The 24,312-nt window shown below is 74.6% G+C and carries 24 protein-coding genes, 1 pseudogene and 1 riboswitch; of the genes and pseudogenes, 9 read left to right on the top strand and 16 right to left on the bottom strand.

The genetic code is table 11. The features are described from left to right. Positions 1-35: 35 nt before the first annotated feature. From AB0B83_RS04295 to AB0B83_RS04280, 4 genes and pseudogenes are all read left to right on the top strand, one after another. Complete coding sequence (locus tag AB0B83_RS04295) at positions 36-974, top strand: phytoene/squalene synthase family protein (RefSeq protein WP_357576925.1); 939 nt, start codon at positions 36-38, stop codon at positions 972-974. Positions 975-1,014: 40 nt separating this feature from the next. Further along, positions 1,015-2,472 carry an NAD(P)/FAD-dependent oxidoreductase gene (locus AB0B83_RS04290; protein WP_357576924.1) on the top strand — a complete coding sequence of 486 codons (1,458 nt, stop codon included), beginning with the start codon at positions 1,015-1,017 and terminating at the stop codon, positions 2,470-2,472. Between the two features lie 112 nt (positions 2,473-2,584). Then, positions 2,585-3,586, top strand: a complete 1,002-nt coding sequence (locus tag AB0B83_RS04285) for a LacI family DNA-binding transcriptional regulator (protein WP_357576923.1) — start codon at positions 2,585-2,587, stop codon at positions 3,584-3,586. A gap of 198 nt (positions 3,587-3,784) precedes the next feature. Further along, positions 3,785-5,494: pseudogene (locus tag AB0B83_RS04280) on the top strand (glycosyl hydrolase); the annotation flags it as partial. 99 nt (positions 5,495-5,593) lie between these two features. Here AB0B83_RS04280 and AB0B83_RS04275 read toward each other — a convergent pair. Further along, positions 5,594-6,358 (bottom strand): crotonase/enoyl-CoA hydratase family protein, encoded by a 765-nt coding sequence (locus AB0B83_RS04275; RefSeq protein ID WP_357576922.1) that lies wholly within the window; start codon positions 6,356-6,358, stop codon positions 5,594-5,596. 40 nt (positions 6,359-6,398) lie between these two features. Beyond that, positions 6,399-7,316, bottom strand: coding sequence for an EamA family transporter (locus AB0B83_RS04270; RefSeq protein ID WP_357576921.1), 918 nt, complete (start codon positions 7,314-7,316; stop codon positions 6,399-6,401). Positions 7,317-7,409: 93 nt separating this feature from the next. Continuing rightward, positions 7,410-7,608: riboswitch (cobalamin riboswitch) on the top strand. Positions 7,609-7,646: 38 nt separating this feature from the next. Between AB0B83_RS04270 and bluB the strand changes: the two genes are divergently transcribed. After that, positions 7,647-8,270 carry a 5,6-dimethylbenzimidazole synthase gene (gene bluB, locus AB0B83_RS04265; RefSeq protein WP_357576920.1) on the top strand — a complete coding sequence of 208 codons (624 nt, stop codon included), beginning with the start codon at positions 7,647-7,649 and terminating at the stop codon, positions 8,268-8,270. A 108-nt stretch (positions 8,271-8,378) separates the two neighbouring features. Beyond that, the gene (locus tag AB0B83_RS04260) at positions 8,379-9,230 is read left to right on the top strand and encodes a Rieske 2Fe-2S domain-containing protein (protein ID WP_357576919.1); all 852 of its coding nucleotides are present in this window, start codon (positions 8,379-8,381) and stop codon (positions 9,228-9,230) included. Positions 9,231-9,262: 32 nt separating this feature from the next. On the opposite strand, the gene AB0B83_RS04255 is transcribed toward AB0B83_RS04260, so the two are convergent. The 12 genes from AB0B83_RS04255 to AB0B83_RS04200 all read right to left on the bottom strand — a co-directional run bounded on the left by AB0B83_RS04255 (position 9,263) and on the right by AB0B83_RS04200 (position 18,540). Then, the gene (locus AB0B83_RS04255) at positions 9,263-10,534 is read right to left on the bottom strand and encodes a LysM peptidoglycan-binding domain-containing protein (protein WP_357576918.1); all 1,272 of its coding nucleotides are present in this window, start codon (positions 10,532-10,534) and stop codon (positions 9,263-9,265) included. Between the two features lie 15 nt (positions 10,535-10,549). After that, positions 10,550-10,981, bottom strand: coding sequence for a pilus assembly protein TadG-related protein (locus AB0B83_RS04250; protein WP_132232360.1), 432 nt, complete (start codon positions 10,979-10,981; stop codon positions 10,550-10,552). Continuing rightward, positions 10,978-11,457 (bottom strand): TadE/TadG family type IV pilus assembly protein, encoded by a 480-nt coding sequence (locus AB0B83_RS04245; RefSeq protein ID WP_357576917.1) that lies wholly within the window; start codon positions 11,455-11,457, stop codon positions 10,978-10,980. The genes AB0B83_RS04250 and AB0B83_RS04245 overlap by 4 nt, the downstream gene beginning before the upstream one ends. After that, positions 11,442-11,846, bottom strand: a complete 405-nt coding sequence (locus AB0B83_RS04240; RefSeq protein ID WP_357576968.1) for a TadE/TadG family type IV pilus assembly protein — start codon at positions 11,844-11,846, stop codon at positions 11,442-11,444. Before AB0B83_RS04240 ends, AB0B83_RS04245 begins: the two co-directional genes overlap by 16 nt. A gap of 69 nt (positions 11,847-11,915) precedes the next feature. After that, positions 11,916-12,125 carry a hypothetical protein gene (locus AB0B83_RS04235; RefSeq protein ID WP_151456965.1) on the bottom strand — a complete coding sequence of 70 codons (210 nt, stop codon included), beginning with the start codon at positions 12,123-12,125 and terminating at the stop codon, positions 11,916-11,918. 26 nt (positions 12,126-12,151) lie between these two features. Next, complete coding sequence (locus AB0B83_RS04230; protein ID WP_357576916.1) at positions 12,152-13,030, bottom strand: type II secretion system F family protein; 879 nt, start codon at positions 13,028-13,030, stop codon at positions 12,152-12,154. A 52-nt stretch (positions 13,031-13,082) separates the two neighbouring features. After that, on the bottom strand, positions 13,083-13,982 hold the full coding sequence (locus AB0B83_RS04225; protein WP_357576915.1) for a type II secretion system F family protein: 900 nt from the start codon (positions 13,980-13,982) through the stop codon (positions 13,083-13,085). Between the two features lie 6 nt (positions 13,983-13,988). Then, positions 13,989-15,521 (bottom strand): ATPase, T2SS/T4P/T4SS family, encoded by a 1,533-nt coding sequence (locus AB0B83_RS04220; RefSeq protein WP_357576914.1) that lies wholly within the window; start codon positions 15,519-15,521, stop codon positions 13,989-13,991. Continuing rightward, a complete protein-coding gene (locus AB0B83_RS04215; RefSeq protein ID WP_357576913.1) occupies positions 15,511-16,311 on the bottom strand; it encodes a ParA family protein in 801 nt (266 codons plus the stop codon). Before AB0B83_RS04215 ends, AB0B83_RS04220 begins: the two co-directional genes overlap by 11 nt. Before the next feature lie 2 nt (positions 16,312-16,313). Continuing rightward, the gene (locus AB0B83_RS04210) at positions 16,314-16,973 is read right to left on the bottom strand and encodes an SAF domain-containing protein (RefSeq protein ID WP_357576912.1); all 660 of its coding nucleotides are present in this window, start codon (positions 16,971-16,973) and stop codon (positions 16,314-16,316) included. Further along, the gene (locus tag AB0B83_RS04205; RefSeq protein WP_357576967.1) at positions 16,970-17,842 is read right to left on the bottom strand and encodes a hypothetical protein; all 873 of its coding nucleotides are present in this window, start codon (positions 17,840-17,842) and stop codon (positions 16,970-16,972) included. The genes AB0B83_RS04210 and AB0B83_RS04205 overlap by 4 nt, the downstream gene beginning before the upstream one ends. Positions 17,843-17,973: 131 nt before the next feature. Beyond that, positions 17,974-18,540 (bottom strand): hypothetical protein, encoded by a 567-nt coding sequence (locus tag AB0B83_RS04200; protein ID WP_357576911.1) that lies wholly within the window; start codon positions 18,538-18,540, stop codon positions 17,974-17,976. 602 nt (positions 18,541-19,142) lie between these two features. On the opposite strand from AB0B83_RS04200, the gene AB0B83_RS04195 reads away from it, so the two are divergent. Next, the gene (locus AB0B83_RS04195; protein WP_357576966.1) at positions 19,143-19,895 is read left to right on the top strand and encodes an A24 family peptidase; all 753 of its coding nucleotides are present in this window, start codon (positions 19,143-19,145) and stop codon (positions 19,893-19,895) included. 147 nt (positions 19,896-20,042) lie between these two features. On the opposite strand, the gene AB0B83_RS04190 is transcribed toward AB0B83_RS04195, so the two are convergent. After that, positions 20,043-20,681: a phosphatase PAP2 family protein gene (locus tag AB0B83_RS04190; protein ID WP_357576910.1), complete on the bottom strand. Its 639-nt coding sequence runs from the start codon at positions 20,679-20,681 to the stop codon at positions 20,043-20,045. Between the two features lie 263 nt (positions 20,682-20,944). Here AB0B83_RS04190 and AB0B83_RS04185 point away from each other — a divergent pair, with 263 nt between their 5' ends. Together AB0B83_RS04185 and AB0B83_RS04180 are read left to right on the top strand one after the other, a co-directional pair. Continuing rightward, a complete protein-coding gene (locus AB0B83_RS04185) occupies positions 20,945-23,260 on the top strand; it encodes a glycosyl hydrolase family 65 protein (RefSeq protein ID WP_357576965.1) in 2,316 nt (771 codons plus the stop codon). A 32-nt stretch (positions 23,261-23,292) separates the two neighbouring features. Next, complete coding sequence (locus tag AB0B83_RS04180) at positions 23,293-23,784, top strand: GNAT family N-acetyltransferase (protein WP_357576909.1); 492 nt, start codon at positions 23,293-23,295, stop codon at positions 23,782-23,784. Here AB0B83_RS04180 and AB0B83_RS04175 read toward each other — a convergent pair. Further along, positions 23,728-24,234, bottom strand: coding sequence for a hypothetical protein (locus AB0B83_RS04175; protein WP_132232336.1), 507 nt, complete (start codon positions 24,232-24,234; stop codon positions 23,728-23,730). The two genes, AB0B83_RS04180 and AB0B83_RS04175, sit on opposite strands and share 57 nt — an antisense overlap. Positions 24,235-24,312: the final 78 nt, after the last annotated feature.

The following is a 24,312-nucleotide window of genomic DNA, read 5'->3' as shown; positions in this document are numbered from 1 at the left end:
GCGTCGATTCGTGCGTCGATAAATGAGGAGGGCCGGTGGACACCGATCTCACCGCTGCCTATGACCGCTGCCGTGAGCTGCACAAACGGCACGGCCGCACCTACTATCTCGCCACCCGGCTGCTGCCCGCTTGGAAACGGCGGCATGTGCACGCCTTGTACGGATTCACGCGCTACGCCGACGAGATCGTCGACCGCGCCGAGGAACTTCCCCCTGCCGAGCGCGCCGCCCGACTCGACGACTGGGCCGGCCGCTTCGTCGCCGGACTGCACGGCGAACCGGTGGACGACCCGCTGCTCCTCGCCGTGCTGCACACGATCGCCGTCTTCGATCTCGACCGGGACGACTTCGCGTCGTTTCTCAAGAGCATGGCGATGGACCTGACGGTCACCTCGTACCGCACCTACGACCACCTGCTCGACTACATGGAGGGCTCGGCGGCGGTGATCGGCACCATGATGCTGCCGATCCTGGGCAGCTCCGACCCGGCGGCGGCCCGGGAGCCGGCCCGCCAGCTCGGCTTCGCCTTCCAGCTCACCAACTTCATCCGGGACGTGGCCGAGGACCTCGACCGGGGGCGGACCTACCTGCCCGACGACGACCTGGCCCTGTTCGGTGTCACCCGGGAGGACCTGGCCGAGGCGCGCGCCCGGGGCCGCGCCACGTCCCGGATCCGGGAGCTGATCGCGTACGAGGTGACCCGCGCCCAGGCGCACTACGTCGCCGCGGCTCCCGGGATCACCCTGCTCGCACCCGCCTCGCAGGCCTGCATGCGCACCGCGTACGCGCTCTACGGCGGGATCCTGGACGAGGTGGCCGCGCAGGACTACGACGTCTTCGTCGACCGGGCGCTGGTGCCGCAGCGCCGCCGGCTGGCGGTGGCCGCCCGCGCCCTGCTCACCCCCGCCGGCACACCGGTGGTGATCCCCGGCCCCGCCCGGATGCCCGGCCCGCTGGCCGTGCCGACCCCGTGACCCGCTGGCCGGCCGCCGGGCGGTGCGCGATGCTGGCGGGATGGCGGATCCGGAACTGGTGGACGTGGTCGTGGTCGGGCTCGGGGTCGGCGGCGAGGAGGTGGCCGGGCGGCTCGCCGAGGCGGGGCTGACCGTCGTCGGCGTCGAGCGTGACCTGGTCGGCGGGGAGTGCCCGTACTGGGGGTGCGTGCCGAGCAAGATGATGATCCGGGCGGCCAGCGCGATCGCCGAGGCCCGCCGGGTGGACGGGCTCGCGGGCACCGCCGAGGTGCGGCCCGACTGGGCGCCGGTGGCGAAGCGGATCCGCGAGGAGGCCACCGACACCTGGGACGACACGGTCGCGGTACAGCGGTTCACCGGCAAGGGCGGGCGGTTCGTCCGGGGCACCGCCCGGCTCGACGGCCCCGGCCGGGTCCGGGTCGGCGAACGGGTCTTCCAGGCCCGGCACGGGATCGTGCTCGGCACCGGCACCAGACCGTCCGTGCCGCCGGTCGACGGGCTGGCCGACACGCCGTACTGGACCAACCGGCAGGCGATCGAGGTCGAGGAGCTGCCGGAGTCGCTGCTGGTGCTGGGCGGCGGGGCGATCGGGCTGGAGCTGGCGCAGGTCTTCGCCCGGTTCGGGGTCCGGGTCACCGTGGTCGAGGCCCTGGACCGGGTGCTCGCCGTCGAGGAGCCCGAGGCGTCCGAGGTGGCCGCCGCCGCGCTGCGCGCCGACGGGGTGGAGATCCACACCGGGGTACGGGCGGAGCGGGTCGGCCACGACGGGCACCGTTTCACCCTGCACGCGGCCGGCGGGGCGGAGTTCACCGCCGAGCGGCTGCTGGTGGTGACCGGTCGCCGGGCCCATCTGGACGAGCTGGGCCTGGACACCGTCGGGGTGGACGCCGGCCGGCGCTATCTGTCCGTGGACGACCGGCTGCACGTGACGGAGGGGATCTGGGCGGTCGGCGACGTCACCGGCGAGGGGGCGTTCACGCACGTCGCGATGTACCAGGCGGGGATCGTCGTCGCCGACGTGCTCGACCACGTCCGGCGCGCCGACGACGGGGCCGACCCCAGCGGCACCGCGAGCGCGGCGGGTGGCGCGTCGGGCACCACCGGCGTGCGCGGCTCCGCCGGCGCGGTGCCGCGCGCCGACTACCGGGCGCTGCCCCGGGTGACCTTCACCTACCCCGAGGTCGGCGCGGTCGGCCTCACCGAGTCGCAGGCCCGCGAGCGGGGCGTCAACGTGCAGGTCGGCCTCGCCCGGTTGCCGTCGTCGGCCCGGGGCTGGATCCACAAGGCCGGCAACGAGGGCTTCATCAAGTTGGTCGCGGACGCCGACCAGGGCGTGCTGATCGGCGCGACCTCGGTGGGGCCGGCCGGTGGCGAGGTGCTCTCCGGTCTGGCGGTCGCCGTGCACGCGGCAGTGCCGCTCGCCGGGCTCCGGCAGATGATCTACGCGTACCCGACCTTCCACCGGACGGTCGAGGACGCGTTGCGGAACATGTCCTGACGACCGGGCCGCATGCCGGATGCCGGATGGTGGGCAGCGCGCGGCAGCGGAGGGCAATCGCCCGGCAGACGGCTGCTCATTTCTTTCATCGGGATGACGTACGATTGCGGCCGTGACGAAGCGGTTGACCGAAGTTGCCAAGAAGGCGGGCGTCAGCGAGGCCACCGTCAGCCGGGTGCTCAACGGCCGGGACGGGGTCTCCGAGGCGACCCGGACGGCGGTGCTGACCGCGCTGGACGTGCTCGGCTACGAGCGGCCCACCAAGCTGCGCGGCGAGCGCGCCCGGCTGGTCGGGCTGGTGCTGCCCGAGTTGCAGAACCCGATCTTCCCGGCGCTCGCCGAGGTGGTCACCGGATCCCTCGCCCAGCGCGGCTTCACCCCGGCGCTCTGCGCCCGCACCATCGGTGGCGTCTCCGAGATGGACTACGTGGAGATGCTCCTCGACCACCAGGTCTCCGGCGTGATCTTCGCCGGTGGGTCGTACGCGCTCGCCGACGCCCGGCACGACCACTACCGCCGGCTGACCGACCGGGGCCTGCCGGTGGTGCTGGTCAACGCGGGGGTGGACGAGTTGGGCTTCCCCCGGGTCTCCACGGACGACGCGGTGGCGGTGGAGCAGGCGTACGGGCACCTGCGCTCGCTCGGGCACGACCGGATCGGGATGGTGCTCGGCCCGGAGGGGCACGTGCCGTCCCGGCGCAAGCTGGACGCGATGGCCCAGGCGGCGGGCTGGGGTGACGACACGACGTACGTGGAGCGGTCCAGCTTCTCCATGGAGGGGGCGCGGGTCGCCGCGACCAAGCTGGTCGAGCGCGGCGTGACCGGCATCGTCTGCGCCAGTGACGTGCTGGCCCTGGGCGCCATCCGCGCCGCCCGGCGGCTGGGTCGGGTGGTGCCGACCGACGTGTCGGTGGTGGGCTTCGACGACTCCGCGTTCATGACCTGCACCGACCCGCCGCTGACCACGGTGCGGCAGCCGATCGAGACCATGGGGCAGGCCGCCGTGGACCTGCTGGTCACCCAGATCGAGGGCGCCGGCGTGCTGCACGACGAGCTGCTGTTCGAGCCCGAGCTGGTCGTCCGCGGCTCCACCGCGCCCGCCCCCGGTCGCTGACCCGGGCCCGCCCCCCGCCCACCTGAACGACGGAACGGCCGTCGACCGCTGCCCGCGGTCGGCGGCCGTTCCGTTCTGCCTGCCCGCTGGCAGGAACCAATCGGGGCCAAAGCCGTAACTCGGCTGTCTTCCAAGATCCTGTCAAAATCTGTCGTACCAAAGTCTCGTCTTTTCAGCGCGGGATCGATACCTTGCTGGGACACCAGCGACCGGGCGCTCTTCGTGGGGCGCGGCGCCAACATGCCGTACGACATGTACGAGGCCGAGGACGGCGTGGTCGGTGGCGGCGCCAGCGTCGTCGGGCCGAACCGGACCGTCGGCGACCTGGCCGGTGAGGCGTCCGGCCGGCGGGCGGTGACCCTCAACTCGACGGGCAGCTACGTCGAGTGGACCACCCGGGCCAGCACCAACACCCTGGTCACCCGCTTCTCCATCCCGGACGCCCCGGGCGGCGGCGGGATCAACTCGACGCTGAACGTCTACGTCAACGGCACGTTCCACAAGGCCATCGACCTGACGTCCCGGTACGCCTGGCTCTACGGCAACGAGGCCAGCCCGGGCAACTCGCCGAGCGCGGGCGGACCGCGGCACATCTACGACGAGGCCAACGTCATGCTCAACTCCACGGTGCCGGCGGGCAGCAGGATCCGCCTCCAGAAGGACCCGGCCAACACCACCACGTACGCGATCGACTTCATGAACACCGAGCAGGTGGCGCCGATCGCGAACCCGGACCCGGCGCGCTACGCCACGCCGACCGGCTTCACGCACTCCGACGTGCAGAACGCCCTGGACCGGGTGCGGATGGACACCACCGGCAACCTCGTCGGGGTGTACCTGCCGGCGGGCAACTACTCCACCGCGTCGAAGTTCCAGGTGTACGGCAAGGCGGTCAAGGTGACCGGTGCCGGGCCCTGGTACACCCGGTTCAACGCGCCCTCCGGCCAGGACAACACCGACATCGGCTTCCGGGCCGAGAACTCGGCGGCCGGATCGTCCTTCGCGAACTTCGCCTACTTCGGCAACTACACCTCGCGCATCGACGGGCCGGGCAAGGTGTTCGACTTCTCCAACGTGTCGAACATCGTGATCGACAACATCTGGAACGAGCACATGGTGTGCCTCTACTGGGGCGCGAACACCGACCACATGACGATCAAGAACTCCCGGATCCGGAACATGTTCGCCGACGGCATCAACATGACAAACGGGAGCACCAACAACCTGGTCAGCAACAACGACGCCCGGGCCACCGGCGACGACAGCTTCGCGCTGTTCTCGGCGATCGACGCGGGCGGCGCCGACATGAAGGACAACGTCTACGAGAACCTGACCTCGACGCTGACCTGGCGGGCCGCCGGTGTCGCCGTCTACGGCGGCTACGGCAACACGTTCCGCAACATCTACATCGCGGACACGCTCGTCTACTCCGGCATCACCATCAGCTCGCTCGACTTCGGCTACCCGATGAACGGCTTCGGCGCGAGCCCGCCCACCCGGTTCGAGAACATCTCGATCGTCCGGGCCGGTGGGCACTTCTGGGGCGCGCAGACCTTCCCGGCGATCTGGGTCTTCTCCGCCTCGAAGGTGTTCCAGGGCATCCGGGTCAGCGACGTCGACATCGTCGACCCGACCTACAGCGGCATCATGTTCCAGACCAACTACGTCGGCGGGCAGCCGCAGTTCCCGATCACCGACACGGTCTTCACGAACGTCTCCATCAGCGGCGCCCGCAAGAGCGGTGACGCGTACGACGCGAAGTCCGGCTTCGGCATCTGGGCCAACCCGATGCCGGAGACGGGGCAGGGGCCGGCCGTCGGGTCGGTCACCTTCAACAACCTGCGGCTGAGCAACAACGCGGTGGACATCCAGAACACCACCTCGACGTTCACCATCAACCGCAACTGACCCAGCCCGGTCGCCCGGGCGGCGGCCGGTCCACCGGCGGTGCGGCCACTCGACACCCGAGTGGCCGCACCGCCCGGCCCGTCGAGATGACCCGCCCGGTCAGTCGGCCGGGGCGCCGTGCCGACCGGCGCCGGCGGCGAACCGGGCCGCACCGGCCGCCGCGCCGGCGGCCAGCGAGGCCATCCCGTACGCCAGTTCGCCCGCCATGGCCTCCGGCTCGGGCCGGCCGACGCCGGCGAGCAGCGCCGCCCGGTCGTTGCGCAGGCAGGTCTGCGGGTGCCGGGCGATCTCGGCGGCCAACCGCTCGGCCGCCGCCCGGGACTCACCCGGCGCGACCAGCCGGTTCACCAGCCCCATGGCGTACGCCTCCTCGGCCGGCACCGGCCGCCCCGTGAGGATCAGGTCCATCGCCCGGCTCTCGCCGATCAGCCGGGGCAGCCGGACCGTTCCCCCGTCGATCAGCGGCACCCCCCAGCGGCGGCAGAACACCCCGAGCACCGCGTCGGACTCTGCGACCCGCAGGTCGCACCAGAGCGCCAGCTCCAGCCCGCCGGCCACCGCGTGACCGGAGATCGCGGCGATCACCGGCTTGCTGAGCGTCATCCGGGTCGGACCCATCGGGCCGTCCCCCTGCGCCTCGACCCGGTTGCCGCTCGGTGTGCCGATGGCCTTCAGGTCGGCCCCGGCGCAGAACGAGCCGCCGGCACCCCAGAGCACGGCCACCGCCGCGTCGGGGTCGGCCTCGAAGGCGCGGAACGCGTCGGCCAGCGCCCGTGCCATCGGCCCGTCGACCGCGTTGCGGGCCGCCGGGCGGTCCAGGATCACCGTGGTCACCGCCGCGGCGCGTTCGACGCGTACGCCCATGCCGACAGCATGCCCCCGACGGTGCCGGCGGCGCCAGGCGTCAGCGCGGGGCGGACCGGTCCGGGCGGACCAGGGTGGCGCCCAGCGCGGCGCCGACCACGCAGGCCACCCCCGCCGCCTGCGGCCAGGCCAGCAGCTCGCCGAGCAGGACCAGCCCGACCAGCGCCCCGATCGCCGGTTCCAGGCTGAGCAGGACCGCGAAGACCCGGGCCGGCATCCGGCGCAGCGCCGCCATCTCCGCCGAGTACGGCAACACCGACGACAGCAGCGCCACCGCCGCGCCCAGCGCGAGGGTCCACGGGTCGAGCAGCGCCGTACCGCTGCCGGCGACCCCGAACGGCAGCACGGCCAGCGCGGCGACGGCCATTCCCAGCGCGAGGCCCCGGCTGCCCGGCACCCGGGCGCTGACCGCCTTGCCGAGCAGCACGTAGCCGGCCCAGCCGACCGCGACGGCCACGCAGCACAGCAGCCCCAGCCGGTCCATTCCCGTCCCGCCGAGCCCGCTGATCAGCAGCACGCCGCCGCCGGCCAGCGCCGCCCATGCCACGTCGGCGAGGCGGCGGCTGCCGGCGAGCGATACCAGCAGCGGCCCGGCGAAGCCGATGGTGACCGCGACGCCCAGCGGCACCCGGTGCAGGGCCGCGTAGAAGGCGAGGTTCATGACCGCCAGGGCCAGCCCGAACGCCCCGACCAGACCGGCGGTACGCCAGCCCAGGCGCAGCCCCGGCCGGACCAGGACCAGCAGGATGAGCGCGGCGAAGCCGAGCCGCAGCGTGGTGGTGCCGCCGGCGCTGGTGCTGCCGAAGAGCTGCTTGGCGACGGCCGCCCCGACCTGGGTGGAGAGCATGCCCAGCAGCATCAGCAGCGGGGGCGGCACGGCCCGGGGCTGGCCCAGCGCGACGCTCAGTCGGGTCGCCGGTCGGCCGGCCGGCATCGGGCGGGAGGAGAGTGCGTACACCCGGACCACAGTGGCCGTGGACGGTGCGGCCCGCGACCGGATTTCCACGCCCGTGTCGCCTCCCGTCACGGGCCGGACGGCGCTAGCATCCCCGACGGCACGATCATGTGAGGTGCCCCGCGCGAGCGGGGAGAATCGGGAAGCCGGTGTGAATCCGGCACGGGCCCGCCGCGGTGACCGGGGAGCCACCGTCCACGCGTACGCGCAGCCACTGGCCCGTCCGGGCCGGGAAGGCGGACGGCCAGGCGTCGATCCGGGAGTCCGAAGACCGGCCTCGCGTCCGGTGCCCGCGTCCGGCGTGGCGTGGGCCGAGCGCAGCGGGAGCCTGCCTTGGATCTGTACGACGTCATCCACCGCCGCCGGGACGTACGCGCCCAGTTCACCGGCGCGCCGGTGCCCGAGGAGACACTGCACCGGGTGCTGGCGGCGGCGCACGCCGCGCCGAGCGTCGGCTACTCGCAGCCCTGGGACTTCGTCCTGGTGCGCGACCCGGAGCTGCGCCGCCGGTTCCACGAGCACGTCCGCACCGAGCGGAACACGTTCGCCGCGACGCTCGACGGGGAGGCGGCCGAGCGGTTCGCCCGCATCAAGATCGACGGCGTCCTGGAGTCGACGCTGTCCGTGGTGGTCACCCACGACCAGGACCGGGGCGGCCCCGCCGTGCTCGGCCGGCACGCCATCGCCGACACCGGGCTCTACTCGACCTGCCTCGCCATCCAGAACCTCTGGCTCGCCGCCACCGCCGAAGGGCTCGGGGTGGGCTGGGTGTCGTTCTACCGCGAGCCCTGGCTCGCCGAGCTGCTCGGCATCCCCGACGGGATCCGGCCGGTGGCGTGGCTCTGCCTCGGGCCGGTCACCCACTTCGAGGCGGTACCCGACCTGGCCCGGCACGGCTGGCGGCGGAAGCGCCCCCTGGCCGACGCGATCCACCACGACCGCTGGGCGGCACGCTGACCCGCCCGGGGCGTCCCGTTACGGGCCGACGGGGCGCACCTCACGTACACCTGCGGACTTGTCACCGCCGACCGGTTTGCGGGGGCTCCTGCCGGGAAGTCGGTACGGGTGCGAGCACTCTTGACGAAGATCGAGCAGGCATCCGGCCTGGACCGGGTCGGCGACCGGTTGCAGCGCGCCGTCCAGGCCACCCTCCGACCGCAGCGGGTCCGCGACCTGCTGCACGGCGTCTGGCTGGGCCATCCGCTGCACCCGGCGATGGTGCAGGTGCCGGTGGGCGCGTGGATCAGCACGGCGGTGCTGGACCTGATGCCGGGGCAGCGCCGGGCCGCCGCCACGCTGTGCGCGGTGGGCACCGTCAGCGCCCTCCCGGCCGCGGTCACCGGCCTCAACGACTGGGCGGCACTGGCTCGCGACCAGCGCCGGATCGGCCTGGTGCACGCCGCGTCCAACAGCGTCGGCCTGGCGTTCTACGCCGGCTCGGTGGCCGCCCGGATGACCGGCCGGCACAACCTCGGCCGTACGCTCGGCTTCCTCGGGCTCGGCGCCGCCAGCATGGGGGCGTACCTGGGCGGGCACCTGGCGTACAAGCAGGGCGCGCAGGTCAACCAGAGCATCTCCGAGCTGCACCGGATGAGCGACGGCTGGCACTCGATCGCGGACATGGCTGCTCTGCCGGAGCGCAGGCTGATCACCCGGGAGGTCGACGACGTCTCGGTGATCCTCTACCGGCACGGCGACGAGGTCACCGTGATGCTGGAGCGCTGCCCGCACCAGAGCGGCCCGCTGGGCGAGGGCGAGGTGCGCGAGATCGACGGGCACGACTGCGTGGTCTGCCCGTGGCACGGCAGCGCGTTCCGCCTCAACGGCGGCGAGGTCGTGCACGGTCCGTCCGGCAACGACCAGCAGATCCTGCCGACCCGCGTCGTCGACGGCATCCTGGAGACCCGCCTGCCCTGATCGTCGCCCGGCGGCCTCCCGGCCCCCGGGAGTCAGGGGCGGCGGTGACGGCCGACCGCCGTGTCGTCGTGGGACGAACCCGCACGGGTCCGGCCGGTCAAAACGCTGTCGTGGGTACCGGCCTCCGTGCCCCGGTCGACGCCGATCGCGCCGCCGCGTGGGGTGGTGCGGATGTCCCGGTGACCGGTGCCGCGCCTGGCCGTGGTGGTGCCGCGCGCGGTGGTGCCCCGGCGGGCGGCGGCCGTGCTCCGGGCCGCGCCGGCCGGTACGCGGGCCGGGCGGCGGCGCAGGCCCAGGACCGCGCCGATCTGCGCGCCGACGATGCTCGCCACCGCCAGGACGGCGGAGACCGCGAGGGGCCGGTTCACCCGATCGGGCTCGCCGGCCCGGGCGGCTCCCACCGTCACCGTCGGGGCCTGACCGGCGTCCCTCTCCGCCGGGGGCGGCACCGGCGCCTCGGCAGCCGGCGGGGGCGGCGTGGCGCGCTCGGGAGCGACCTTCCCGGGCGCCGGCTGCGGGGCCGGCCGGGCGGGCGCGGGCGGGGTCGGGCGGGCGACGAGGCGGCCGGTCGCGTGCCGGCGGGCACCCCGGTCCTCGGCGTCCCCGGGCAGCCTCAACAGCTGACCCGGGTGGATCCGGTCGGGGTCGCCGAGCCGGTTCAGCTCGGCCAACTCCCGGTAGTCGGCGAACTCGTCCAGGTAGCGCTGGGCGACCGCGCCCAGGTGGTCGCCCCGGGCCACCCGGTAGACCGCCACACCGTCGTCCGAGGCGGATGAGGTCACCGGAGCGGACGAGGCGACCGGCGTGGACCAGGTGTGCGCGGCCGGACCCGGCCAGGCGGCCTCTGCCACCGCCCGCGCGGTCGCGGGCGGTGCCGCCGGCAGGGCGTACGGGCCGGTGACCGCCGTCGCCGCGCTCGCCGCCGGGCTGGCCGCGAGGATCAGCGCGACCGAACCGACAAGCGCGGCGGCGGCCCGTTGCTGGCGACTCATCCCCGGCAGCCGGGGCGCCGGCCGGCGCAGCGCCTGTGCGCAGAGTTCGACCAGGACGGAGAAGGCGAACGTGGCCCAGCCGAACCAGCCGGCCAGCGCCAGGACCCGCAGGAAGAGCCGCCCGTCGTCCCGGCTGGTCAGCGTCGCACCGATCTCCGCGACGCTGGGCAGGTGGTCGGGCAGCGGGTTGCCGGCGAGGGCGAGCAGCGCCACCGGCGCGCCGACCAGCACCGCGCAGAGCACGACGAGCGCGCCGAACCCGGTCAGGATGCGTCCGGTCCGCCGTACGACGGAACGCCCCGATGCGGCCATGGCTGCCTTCCCTTCCTACGGTGCCCCGGTGAGCGGCCGCGCGGTCGCCTCACCGGAGACGGTGACGGTCTCGTCGAAGCCGAGCAGGCCGAGCATGGATCGGTGGTGCGTGACGGTGACGCGTACCCGGACCCGGGTCTCCCCGTCGACGACCGGGAAGCTGACGGTGTGGCCGGCGGCGCCGGCGGCGGCGAGGTAACCGGCGACGGCCCGGCGGGCCTGGGGGCGGTCGATCCGGGTCGGCCCGCCCTCGATGGCGCTGGCCCGGTCGATGGCCTGGCCGCCAGCGCGGGCGGCCTCGGCCGCGAGGTTGTCGGCCCGCTGCAACGTGCGCAGCTGACCCGCGCCGTCGAAGGCCAGGCCGATGACGGAGAGGACGCCGACCATCGCCACCGCGAGGAAGATGCTGACCCGGCCCTCGTCGTGCCGGCCTGCCACGGCGGTCATCCCCGGCTCCGGTAGCGGTCCAGCGGCGACGTGAAGTTCGCCGACACGCGCTTGCCGGCGGGCATCCCCGGCAGGACGGAGAGGTGCAGGTCCCCGTAGGAGACCGTGCAGGCGACCCGGACGGTGACCGAGGCGTCCTGCCCGGCCGGGCTGCGGAACGCCGCGTCGAAGCTGGTGGGGGCGCCGCGTACCGCGCCGCTGAACGTCACCTCGGGAGTGCCGGCGCAGTTCAGGCCGCGCCAGTCGAGCTGCTGGCGGGCCGCGTCCCGGGCCTCGGCGCGGGCGGTGCGGGCGTCCCGGGAGATCGAGGCGGCGCGGGCGGCGTCGTGGGCGGCGGCGTCGATCGCCTCGGCCGCCACGGCGGTACGCCCGGCGACGCCGGCCAGCACCATCAGCGCGATGAACGCCGGGGCGAGCACCGCCACCTCGATCGAGACCGAGCCCCGCTCGGCGGTACGGCTCACGGCGCGGTCCACCGTTCCACGGTCCCGTGCGCGGTCTGGTGCACCGGGAAGGTGACCCCGGGTACGACCGACAGGGACCGCCCGCGCACCGTGCAGGTCACCTCGGTCGCGGTGGTCTCGCAGCTCGGTGCGGGATCCTTCCAGCCGACCAGCCAGCCGCCCGAGGCCTTCAGGAACCGGACGGCCCGCGCCTCACCGGCCCCGGGCGGCGCCTGGTGCAGCCGCTGCGCGTTGACCGCGCTCTGCGCGGCGTTGAGCGCGGTGGAGCGGGCGACGAACCAGGCCGCGGCCTGGATCGAGGCGAAGAGCAGCAGCAGGACCACCGGCATCACCACCGCCAACTCGACCGGGTTTGCCCCCCGGTCGACCCCGCCGGCCACGAGCCGCCGGGCGGCAGCCAGGGCGGTACGCCGGGCGACGGTGGCCGCCCGGCGTACCGGGGTGGGGTCTGTCCGGCGCACGGCCCGGCGTTACTTCGGGTCCGGAGCCTGGTGGGTGGGGATGTTGGTCATCCAGTCGTTGGCGGCACCGAGGGCGGCGGCGGTGACCGCCATCGCGACGGCGACCAGACCGAAGATGATCACTGCGGTCGGTACGGGGCTGTCGCCCCGCTCGCCGTCCTCGCGCAGCTCGGCCAGGCGTGTCGACACGACGACGTGCAGTCGGGTGATGACGGACATGACGTGCTCCTTCTCTCGGGGGCTGATCACAGGCGGGCGATGAACGGATAGACGGCGAAGCCGAGCAGGACGAAGACGAGCAGCGCCCCGGGGATGTCGAGCCGGCTGGTCACCCCCTCGGCCCGGGCCAGGTTGTCGGTGCGGATCTGGTCGCGCAGCGAGTCGGCGCGGCTGCGCAGGGTCTCGTGCACCTGCGCGCCCTCGCTACCGGAGGAGCGCATGATCGCCCCGACGTCGCCCAGTTCCGGGATGCCGATGCGCTCGGCGAGGTCGCGAAGCTCGTCCCACGGCGAGTGCATCTGCATCTGCGCGATCCGCAGCGACTCGGAGATGCGGTCGAAGACCCAGCCGTCGCAGACCGCCGCCGCCCGCTCCAGCGACTGCACCGGCCCGTGCGCGGCGGAGAGCTGGAGGGCGACCAGGTCGAGGTAGGTGCAGACCGCCTGGCGGAACTCGTCGCGCGCCTTGTCCGCCCGGTCCAACACCGACCGGTGCGCGATCAGGGCGCAGAGCAGCACCAGCCCGAGGCTGCCGAGGACGGGTACGACCACCGGCAGCCGGATGCCGACGGCGAACAGGGTGACGCCGAGCAGCGTCGGCGCGGCGAGCCCGATCAGCGCGGAGAGCAGCATCGACAGGGCGTACTGCTCGGGCGTCCGGTCGATCAGGGCGAGCTGCCGGTGTGGTGGCCGCAGCCAGCGGGACAGCCCGGTGAGCCACTCCAGCCGCCGGTCGGCGGGCGTGGCGAGCTGCCCGGCGCCGGCCGGTTGGTGCAGCCGGCGCAGCGCGGGCCCGAGCGCGGGGGTCGCCGGCACCAGCTCGCGGACCACCAGGAAGGCGCCCAGCCCGACCGCCGCCCCGCCGCACACGGCGACGGCGAGCTGCCAGTTGAGGACGACGCTCACTGGGCCTGCCTTTCGTTCGCGACTGTGGGGCTCGCAAGCTCACTCCTCGCGCTCACGGGGCCACCTCCTCCGGGTTCGGAGCCGGCAGGAAGCGGGCCGGCCGGCGGGGCTGGCTCATCGACCGCACCCAGGCCAGCAGGCCGACGAAGGCCGCGCCGAGCGTCGCCATCACGAGCTGCCCGAAGGGCGTGCCGTACGGGCTGACGTACTCGGTGTTGAGCAGCCCGTACGCGACGGTGGCCAGGGTCATCCCGGTGAGGAAGCGGACCGCGAACCGGGGCTGGGTGCGCTTCGCCTCGATCTCCCGGCGGGTGGCCACCTCGGCCGCCGCCGCCCCGGCGATCGAGCCGAGCACGTCGCCGAGGCGTTCGCCCCGGTCGGTCACGTGCAGGATCAGCGCTGCCACCACCTGGTCGCAGACCGGGTCGCCGATCTCGTCGGCGAAGGCGAGCAGCGCGGAGCGGGCCAGCCAACCGGCCTGGAGGCGGGCGGCGAGCAGCCGTACCTCCTCCTGGATCTCGTCGGGTGCGGTGCCGACCGTCCCGATGATCGTCTGCTGGAGTCCCTGGCCGGTGGCGGAGACGTCCTTGAGCCGGCGGGTCCACTCGCCGACCGCCTCGATGCGGGCGATGGCCCGCTGCTCGGCCTTGCCGACGGAGAACAGCCACGGGGTGCCCGGAACGGCCACCGCGACCAGCAGGCCGACCACCGGCAGGCCGGTGACCAGGAAGGCCAGCGCACCCGCGACCAGGGCGGCGACCAGCAGCGCCTGGTGGGCCCGCTGTTCGCGCGGGGTGACGCCCGGGCCCTTCCAGAGCCGGTCGAGCCCACGGCCCGCGCCCGGGCCACCGGGCGGCCGGCGGGTGCCGACCAGCGCGACGACCGCCAGCAGCAGCCCGGCCACGCAGGCGGCGCCGGAGGCCACCGCGACGAGTTCGACGTTGTCCAGCACCTCCGGTCACCGCCGCCCGAGCCGGGTCTGCCGGGGCCGCCGCCACGCGCCCGTGCCGGCCTCGATCCACCGGCTGAGCAGCCGGGCGTCGTAGCCGACCCGGAGGAGTTGGGCGCGCACCCGCTCGGGCAGGTGCCGGGGCACGGCTCGCCCGTCCGGCCCGGGCCCGAACACCTGGGTGGTGGTGATCCGGTTGCCGTCGCCGACGCCGATGACCTCCTCGACGTGCGAGACGAAGCGGTGCTTGCGCCCGCCGATCGCGGTCTCGTCCTCGACGGTGACGTAGACGATCAGGTCGAGCGCGTTGCCGGCCATCCGGCGGGCCTGGTCGACGGTCATCTCCCGGCCGTGCGCGAGCGCCAGCTCGATGATCCGCTCGCTGACCCCGGCGGGCGTACGGGCGTGGATGGTGCACATCGAGCCGCGGCTGGTCGTCATGGCCTGGAGCATCGGGACGATCTCCCGGGACCGGACCTCGCCGACGATGATCCGCAGCACGCCCATCCGCAGGGAGACCGGGATCAGGTCGGCGATGCTCACCTCGCCGGCCGGGCGACCGTCCGCCCCGCGTTCGCCGTGCCCCTCCCGGGCCTCGAAGCTCATCACCGCCCGGTGCTTGAGCCGGCGGCGGGCCGGCAGCAGCTCGCGGCTCTCCTCCAGCAGCACGTACGGCTCGTCGGCCGGGATCTCGTCCATCAGCGCCCGGATGACTGTCGTCTTCCCGGCGCCCGCGAGGCCGGCCACCATGATGTTCAGCCCGGCGCGCATGGACGCGCGGAGGAAGTCGCGCACCAGCGGGTCGATCATCTCGTCCAGGTCGCCCCGGCCGCCGGCCAGGTCGTCGAGGCTCACGTCCAGCGTGTTGTGCTTGCGGATCACCGCGTACGGGCGGTGGCTGACCAGGAACACCGCGGCGAGCCGGCTGCCGTCGGGCAGTTGCAGGTCGAGGGTGGGCTTGGACGTCGACAGCGAGCGTTCGGTGGCCCCGGCCCGGCGGGCCGCCGCCTGGAGGATCTCCACCAGCTCGTCGTCGCTGTCGGCGATCGGCTCCACCCAGTCGACCCCGCCGCCGTGGCGGGTGACGCGCACCTGGTCGCAACCGAGGATGTGCACCTCCTCGATGGTGTCGTCGACCAGCAGCGTCTGGAGGCGACCGAGCCCGGCCAGTTCGGCGGTCACCTGGTCGAGCAGGAGCCGCTCCTCGCCGGCCGCCATCGGGGTGCCGGCCCGGCGCACCGCGTCCGCGTACTCGGCGACCACCGTCACCGCGAGCCGGGCGCGCTCGGTGTCCTCCTCGTCGACGGTGAACTCCCGGCCGCGCTGCCACAGGGCCAGCCGCTCGCTGAGTTCCCGGCGCAGCTCGCGTACCACCTGGAAGTCGACCCGGGGCCGGGGCGGCGGCTCGGGCCGCGGCGCGGTGACCGGCACCGGCAACGGGAGGGGATGGTGGCGCCCGTTGGGCGGGGCCAGCGGCGGGGCGGTCGAGGTGGCGCCGGGCGGCTGCCGGCGCGGGTCGCCGGAGACCGGTTCAAACCGCATCCGGCACCCCCTGCGGCACGGGCCAGGTCAGCCGGGCGCGCCGGCGTTCCAGCAGCGCACCGACCGGCACCTCCAGGGCCCCGGCCGCGCGCATCAGGGGCCGACCGGCCCGCACGGTGCCGCCCAGGCCGAGCACCTCGGCCGTACGCGGATCGTGCGGCATCCGGGCGATCACCGGCAGCCGCAGCGCCTTGCTGACCTCGCCGCTGCCGTGGCCGTCGCCGACCAGCAGCAGCCGCAGGGTGCCCGGCGGCACCCGGTGCTCGGCGAAGTCCCGCTCGATCGTCCTGGCCATGGCCCGGGTGCCGGAGAGGTCGGGGAGCCGGGCGCCGCTGACCAGCAGCACCACCGAGGCGGCGCGCAGGATCGGCCACGGTGGACCGACGACGTGCAGCCGCCCGCAGTCCACCACCACGTCGTACGGTGGGTCGCCGGACTCCAGGCTGCCGAAGAAGTCGGCGAACCGCTGCCAGAGCGGGATGACGCTGCCGGCCTGGGCGGGGTCGACGACGCCGGGCAGCAGCAGCCGCTCCCGCTTCGGCGCGTCCAGGTCGACCAGTTGGGACCAGAACGCCGCCTCCAGGTTGCCGTCGCGCAACTCGCCGACCGCCAGTTCGCCGATGCCCCGGGGGCCGTCGAGCGCGCCGCCCAGGTAGCCGGCGAGGATCGACCCGCCGGCCGGGTCACACTCGGCGAGCACCAGCCGCCGGTGCCAGGTCAGGGCGCACGCGAGGGCGGCGGTGGTGACGCCCGGGGAGCCCTTCGCCGACACCAGCGCGATAATCGCCATGGTCAGGCCGCCTCAATCAGTACGAGGGCGATCCGCTCCTGGCTGGACAGTGCGACGACGGCCGGCACGTCCCGGACGGCGAGCGCCAGGTAGACCACCACCTCGTCGTCGTCGTCCGAGGTGACGGCGTCGATGACCGTCGCCTCGAACCGGGTGGCGGCGCCCGCGGGGCGGTCGTCGTCCCCGTCCGGCGTGCTCACCAGCAGGATCTTGTCGCCGGGGTGGAGCCTGCGGGCGGGCACCTCGGCGGGGCTCAGGCCCAGCGCGAGCTGCTGCTGGCCGGGCCCGAGCAGCGGGTCGTCGGTGAGCTGCGCCATGGTCAGCAGCGTGCCGGGGGTCAGCGCCACGGCGGCCCGCTTGCCGACCACCTCGTCGAGCCGCCCGGCGGGTACCGGCGACAGCCCCTGGCCCCCGGCCACCTGCACCGGGACCAGGTCGTCGGCGCTGACCTGCCGGCCGACCTCGACCGCCCGGGCCACGGCCAGGTAGCTGCCGGTGGCGCGTACGGAGGTGACCGCGAACGCCGCCCCCAGGCCGCCGAGGGCGATCAGCAGCACGGCCAGGCCGAGCAGCCCGGGGCGCATCCGCCGCTGCCGGACCACCCTGGGCGGGGCGACCGGCGCGTCCACCGGCCCGGTTCCGTTCCGGGTCGCCACACTCATTGAGTCACCACCTGTAGTTCGTTGATTCGGACCGGGACCGTTCCCGTGGTCCGGTTGACCGGGATGACGCCGCTCTGGCCGCCGCCCTGCCAGGTCACCGTCCAGTAGGTCGTGGCCCGCACCCGGTAGTCGCCGGCCTTCGGGTAGCCCTGGTAACCGCAGTCGGGGGAGGGGCGGCCGGCCAGTGGGCCGTCGGCCCGGTACGGCGTACCGGCGTCGGCGCAGGTGACCTTGCGGCCGTTGCCCATGTTCCAGACGATCCGGTCGAACGTCGCCGTGATCCGTACGGTCAGGCCCCGCTCGCGCTCCGAGGCCCGCTGGATCGGCCCGAAGTACTTCTTGTCGTCGTTGCGGCCCCACATCCAGACCGGCAGCCCGACCAGGCCGGGACCGTTGCTGCGGCGGGGGGCGACCGCGATCCGGGGCGCCGCGATGGTGATCTTGGCCAGCGCCCGCCGGGCGAGTTCCTCCGGGTCGGGCGGCGCGCCGAAGCCGGGCGGCGGGGCGTCGCGCAGGACCGTGGTCTGGGAGCCGAGGTCGCCGCCGTTGCAGGTGCGCACGTACCACTGCTGGCCCTCGGGGGCCTCGGGCTGCGGTTCGGCGAGCTTGTAGTAGCAGCCGTCGCCGTTGTTGAACCAGCCGAGCACGCTGTCGTAGCACTTGACGGTGCGGCCGTTCCACTGGCACTTGGCGCCGCCGCCCCCGCCGCCCGAGTCGCCGCCCCCGCCGTCGTCCCCGCCGCCGCCGGGGTCGCCCGGGGTGCCGGGATCGTCGTCCCAGACGCTGCAGTCGCTCTGCCCCGGCGGGCACTCCGCGCCGGGGTCCGCGCGTCCTGCGGCGATCGCGGGCACGGCCGCCCCGAGCGCCAGCAGCAGGGCCAGGGCGGCGCCCGCGAGCGACCGGCGGGCCGTCCCACCCCGGCCGCCGCGGTCGGCGGTACGGACGCGAGCGGCCCCGGCGGTACGGGCGTGGGCCGCCCTGGCGTCCGATCCCGCCCGCGTCAGCACGGCTGGTCCTCGTGGGCGGCGCCGGCGCTGATCAGCCAGCGGCCGTCCGGGTAGCGGGTGGCGGTGGCGGTGGCCAGGTGCCGCGTTCCGCCGGTGCCGGGCACGACCCGCTTGTCCCTGGCGTAGACCAGCCGGTAGCCGGTGGCGTCCAGGCAGTCCTGGATCTCCACGGCGGGCGGGCTCGAATCCAGGCTCACCGAGGTCACGGTCGGGTCGGAGACCAACGTGCCGGTACGCATCGCGCCGTGCTCCTTCGCCTTGCGGATGGTCAGCCGGACCCGGGTCAGCAGCGGGTCGGCGAGGAACCGGGACAGTTCCGGGTCGTGGGGGTCGCCGCGCCCGCTCGCCTTGCGGGAGGCGGCGAGATATCCGGCGTACGCGGCCAGCGCCGCCTTCCTCGCCGCCTGCTCGTCGGCGGCCCGGTGGGTGGGGGCGGGAGCGTCCCCGGCGGTCACCGCCCGGGGGGTCGGTCCGGGCTCGGCACCGCAGGCCGGGACCGCGCCGAACATCGCGATGGCGAGCAGGCAGGTTGCCCATCGGCCGAACCGCCGTCCGCGCACGTCGTGCCTCCTCGGTGGCGACCCGGGGGCCGGTCTCGGCGGCCTCCGGGCATGCGGCGGCGTGACCGGATGGGTCGTCCGGACCTGTCGGAAATCGCCTACGCATTTGCCGTTACGGATCTCTACAAAAGCGTTGTCCCGCGTCGTCCTGTCTTTTCGCTGTGGGTTGCACCACACCCAAGGGGCGAGCATAGGCTGACGCTCGCCGATGCAACAGAGGCAATTCGTTCGAACACTGTGAGTGATGACAGGTGGTGGCGACGGGTGGTCGGGGCCGGTGCGGGTGGGTCGGGCGGCGGGAATCGGTGGGGCGCCGGCGTGGGAAGCGTGCGCGGTGGGCGAGGCGTCGTCGAGGCGGCCGGTGCGTGTCCCGGACGTGGCGTCTGGTCCGATCCGTCCCCCGCGCCGACGCGTCGCTATTCCGTCAGGGTGGGATTCCCGCCTATATGGACGCGCCATTTCCGTGGCCGACGCCGCGCATTGCGGGGGAGGGGTGCGGGCCGTTCCGCCCGTTACCGAATGGCATTCACGGCGCTACCCTGCGTGGTCACCACCTGTGCCGGCCTCCGGGGGCGATCGTGGCGCTGACCGGGCCGTCGGCGGTGGCGGAGCCGACCGCACCGAAGGTCGCCGCGCGCGGGGCGCGGCTGCTGGCCGTACTCGCGCTCGCCCCGGTGCTCCGGCTCGCCGTGATCCGGCACGCCGTACCGCCGGGGGTGGCGACCCGGACCGGGTGCGACGCGTGCGGCACCCCGGTCGGGCTGGCCCGGCCCTGGCCGGCGCTGGGCCCGACGGCGCGGTGCGGGCGGTGCGGGGCGCGCGTCGGCCCGCCGCCCGGCACGGTGGAACTCGCCCTCGCGGCGGCCGTCGGGGCGCTGGTGCTGCTCGGGCCGCCCGCCGCCGTGCTGGTCGCCACGGCCTGGTGGCTGGGCTGGGCGATCCCGCTGGTCCTCGTCGACGCGGCCGTGTGCCGGCTGCCGGACCGGCTCACCTGGCCCGCCGCTGCCGGGACCTGGCTGCTGCTGGGGCTGGCCGCCCTCGCCGGAGCCGGCCCGGCGCCCTGGCTGCGCGCCACCGCGGCCGGCGTCGCGCTGGCGCTCTTCTTCGCCACCACCACGCTGCTGCTCGGCCGTCGCGGCTTCGGCCTCGGCGACGCCAAGCTGGCGCTCGGCGTCGGCGCGCTGCTGGGCTGGTACGGCTGGGCGGTCCCGGTGGCCGGGCTGGTGCTCGCCCTGCTGCTCTCCGGGGCGGTCGGCGTCGCGCTGCTGGCCGCCCGCCGCGTCGGCTGGCGCAGCCACCTCCCCTTCGGTCCGTTCCTCGTCCTCGGCGCCCTCGCCGCCCTCGTCCTGCTCTGATCCTGCGGGCGCAGGCCGCCCGCGCTCACCTCCTGGCCGGGCGGCCTCCCGTCCGCGCAGGCGCTCCGTGCGGGCAGGCCTCCCGTGCGGGCAGCCTCCCGTGCGGGCAGGCATCCCGTGCGGGCAGGTTCCGCGTCCCGCGGGCGGTCAGCGGCGGGACGTCGGGGTGGCCGGATCGCGGACGGGGCGCTCGGCCTGGCGGGCGCGGCGGTGCAGCAGCCCGGCGGCGGGGCGGGCGAACAGCGGGGTGAGCAGCGCGGCGAACAGGGCGCCGAGCAGGACACCGGCGACCACGTCGTGCGGGTAGTGCACGCCGACGAAGGTGCGGGAGAACGCGGCCAGCGCCGCCAGCGGCAGCGCCACCAGGCCGACCCGGCGCGACAGCAGCAGCGTCGCCATCGCCAGGCCGCCCGCGATCGTGGAGTGGTTGCTGGGAAACGACCAGTCGCCCGTCGGCGGGCACTCGCCGGCGATGATGGCGAGTTCGGCGGCGATCGCCCGGCAGGGGCGTTCCTGGTCCACCACCGTCTTCAACAACTCGCTGCACCCGTACGCGAGCACCACCGGCGCCGGCGACACCAGGGCGTACGCGCGATCGCGCGGCCCGCCCCCGAGCCGGGACACGGCCGCGATCAGCCACAGCGCGCCGAGCAGCAGAATCGCGCCCTCGGTGAAGTGCTCGGCGAGCCACTGCACCGGTTGCGGGGTGTCGGCGGCGAAGTCGACGATGTCCTGGTACCACTCGACACTGATCTTCGGAACGTCCGACGTGTCCGCATCAATCATGATTCACCTCACGGATCGTTCATACCTCGTTTAGCTCCCAGGCAACCCTGGAATACCTGGAAGTCGGGCGCAGTGTGCATTGGTCGGGTGGTGGCCCCCGACTTTCGTCTCAGCGACCTCTCAGCCCCATCTGCTTCGATTGGCCCGGTACGTCGGACTTCCCTGGAGGCGCTGTGCACGAAACCCCCATCGCCGATCGGCCGCCGACCGGGCAGGTCACAGGGGGCGACGAGGCCTGGCGGATCCGGCGTACGCAGGCGGACATGGACCGCCTCGCCGAGACCGAGTCGATCTTCGCGTTGGGCAACGGCTGGGTCGGCTGGCGCGGCAACCTGGACGAGGGCACGCCCTACGGCATGCCCGGCACCTACCTCAACGGCTTCCACGAGCGGCGCGAGCTCGACTACCCCGAGGACGGGTACGCCTTCCCGCAGTTCAGCGACACGGTGATCAGCGCGCCGAACGCCGCCCTGATCCGCCTCTGGGTCGACGGCGAGCCGCTGGACGTGCGTACCGGCACCCTGCGCACCCACGAGCGGGTGCTCGACCTGCGCGCTGGCGTGGTCGAGCGGCACACCGAGTGGATCTCGCCGGCCGGGCACGGCGTACGCGTCCGCAGCGTCCGGCTGGTCTCCCTGCCCCGGCGTCCGGTGGCCGCCGTCCGGTGGTCCGTCGAGCCGTTGGACGGCACGGTCGAGGTGCGGGTCTGCGCCGACCTGCTCGCCAACGAGCGGGTGCCGGAGCGCGCCGACGACCCCCGCGCCGCCTCCGTGATCACCGACCCGCTGACCGCCGAGTACCGGCACTCCGACGGGCACGACGGCGTCCTCGTCCACCGCACCGGGCACAGCGGCCAGCGGGTCGCCGTCGCCGTCGCGCACGACGTGCACGCCCCGGACGGCTTCGCCCCCGGCGTCGACTGCACCCCCGACCGGCTGCGCCTCACGCTGACCGGGACGCTGCGCGCCGGCGAGCGGCTGCGACTGACCAAGTTCGCCGCGTACGAGTGCACCCCGGTGGACGGCCTGCCCCCGCAGGAGCTGGCCCGCCTGGTCGTCGCGGAGGCCGACGCGGCCCGCGCGGAGGGCTTCGAGGCGCTGCTGACCGGCCAGCGCGCGGCGCTGGACGCCGCCTGGCAGACCGCCGACGTGCAGCTCGACGGCGACGACGAACTCCAGCAGGCCATCCGGTTCTCGGTGTTCCACCTGCTCCAGGCGGGCCGGGCGGACGGCGACCGGACCATCCCCGCCAAGGGCCTGACCGGCAACGGCTACGACGGGCACGTGCTCTGGGACACGGAGGGCTACGTCCTGCCCGTGCTGACCTACCTCGACCCGCCGCTGGCCCGCTCGGCGCTGCGCTGGCGGCACGCCCACCTGCCGCAGGCCCGCGAGCGCGCGGCGGAGCTGCGGCTGACCGGGGCGACCTTCCCGTGGCGGACCATCGGCGGGCGGGAGTGCTCCGGCTACTGGCCGGCCGGCACGGCCGGGCTGCACCTCAACGCCGACATCGCCGACGCGGTGCTGCGCTACGCCGCCGCCACGGGCGACGAGGAGTTCCTCGCCGGGCCCGGTCTGGAACTGCTTGTCGAGACGGCCCGGCTCTGGCACGGCTTCGGGCACTGGTCCGACACCGGCACCTTCCACCTGCACGGCGTGACCGGCCCCGACGAGTACAGCGCCCTGGTCGACGACAACGTCTTCACCAACCTGATGGCCCGGCGCAACCTGCGGGGGGCCGCCGACGCCGCCGAGCGGCACCCCGAGGCGGCGGCCCGGCTCGGGGTCGAGGCGGCCGAGGTGTCGGCCTGGCGTGCGGCGGCCGACGCGGTATTCGTCCCGTACGACCGCAAGCGCGGGGTGCACCAGCAGTCGGCCGGCTTCACCGAGCAGCCGGAGTGGGACTTCGCGGACACCTCCGAGGACGACTACCCGCTGCTGCTGCACTTCCCCTACCTGGAGCTGTACCGCAAGCAGGTGGTGAAGCAGGCCGACCTGGTGCTCGCCATGCAGCGCTGCCCGGGGGAGTTCACGGCCGACGAGAAGGCCCGCAACTTCGCCTACTACGAGGCGCGGACCGTCCGGGACTCGTCGCTGTCGGCCTCCCCGCAGGCCGTGCTCGCCGCCGAGGTCGGGCACCTCGACCTGGCGTACGACCTGTTCGCCGAGTCGGTGCTCCAGGACCTGGCGGACCTCGGCGACAAGACCGGCGACGGGCTGCACCTGGCGTCGCTGGGCGGGGCGTGGCTGGCGCTGGTGCAGGGCTTCGGCGGGCTGCGCGACGACCGCGGGGTGCTCTCCTTCGACCCCCGGCTGCCGGCGGCGATCGACCGGCTCGCGTTCCACCTGCGCTGGCACGGCCACCGGCTGCGGGTCACCCTCACCTCCGACGAGGCCCGCTACGAGCTGCCGGACGCCGACCCGGAGACCGGCATCGAGGTGTGGCACCACGGCGAGCCGCTCCGGGTCACCGGAGCCGGGCCGGTCACCCGGCCGATGCCCGAGGTGCCCGACCCGGGGCCGGAGCCGCCCTCCCCGCCCGGCCGCCGCCCCACCCGCCGCTCCGCCGGCGACCACTGAGGCGTACGGGCGCAGCTCGGTAGGGTGGCGCCGTGCCCGATCTTCAGCGGCTCGCCGCCCACCACGCCGACGCGCTGCTGCGCTTCGAACGGGAGAACCGGGAGTGGTTCGCGCGCTCGGTGCCGGACCGGGGCGACGCGTACTTCGCCGACTTCGCCGCGCGGCACGCGGGGCTGCTCGCCGAGCAGGAGAGCGGCACCTGCCACTTCCACGTCCTGGTCGACGCCGACGGGGACGTGCTGGGCCGGTTCAACCTGGTCGATGTCGCCGACGGCGAGGCCGAGCTGGGCTACCGGGTGGCCGAGCGGGTCGCCGGGCGCGGGGTGGCGACCGACGGCGTCCGCCGCGTCGTGGCACTGGCCCGCCGGGCGTACGGGCTGCGCCGGCTGACCGCCGGGACCACGCTGGACAACGCGGGCTCGCTCGCGGTGCTCCGGCGTACCGGGTTCACGCCGGTGGGCGAGTTGTCACTCGACGGGCGCCCCGGGCTGCGGTTCGCCCGCGGGCTGACGGCCGACGACTGACGCGCCCGACATCCGCTGCCGGACGGTCTCCAGTGCCTCGAAGGCGTACGCCCAGTTGTGGCACTTGAAGCTGCGCAGCCCCTCGATCGCGGTGCGGCAGTCGGTGCAGCGCACCCCGGCGATCGCGTCCGGGACCTCGGTGTTGACGTACCTGCGGTCGCCGAGGATGACCGTCGCGATCATCATCCGGTCGTGCACGCCGGAGAGGGCGGAGGAGACGATGTCGTACCAGTTCACCCGGCGGCCGCACTTCGGGCAGTCCGGCTCGTCGCCGCTGACCCAGAGCGGGGCGCCGATGCTGCGCAGCGGCATGCCGAGCAGCTTCTCGATCCGCCGTACGTCCGACTCCGGGGTCGTCCACCGGTGTCTGCCGGGCAGCGAGGCGGGCGAGTCGTAGACGGCACGGAACAGGACCGGGTCGACCTCCACGGTCTCGCGCTGACTGGTCATCGGCGTGCCTCCTCCACGGTCGGTGCCCGCACCCGGTGGGGTGGGTACGACCGGATCAACGACGACCGGGGGCCCGGT

It is taken from the genome of Micromonospora sp. NPDC049060 (assembly GCF_040649055.1).
Taxonomy (GTDB): domain Bacteria; phylum Actinomycetota; class Actinomycetes; order Mycobacteriales; family Micromonosporaceae; genus Micromonospora; species Micromonospora reichwaldensis.
This window is presented reverse-complemented; position numbering and strand designations above follow the sequence as displayed.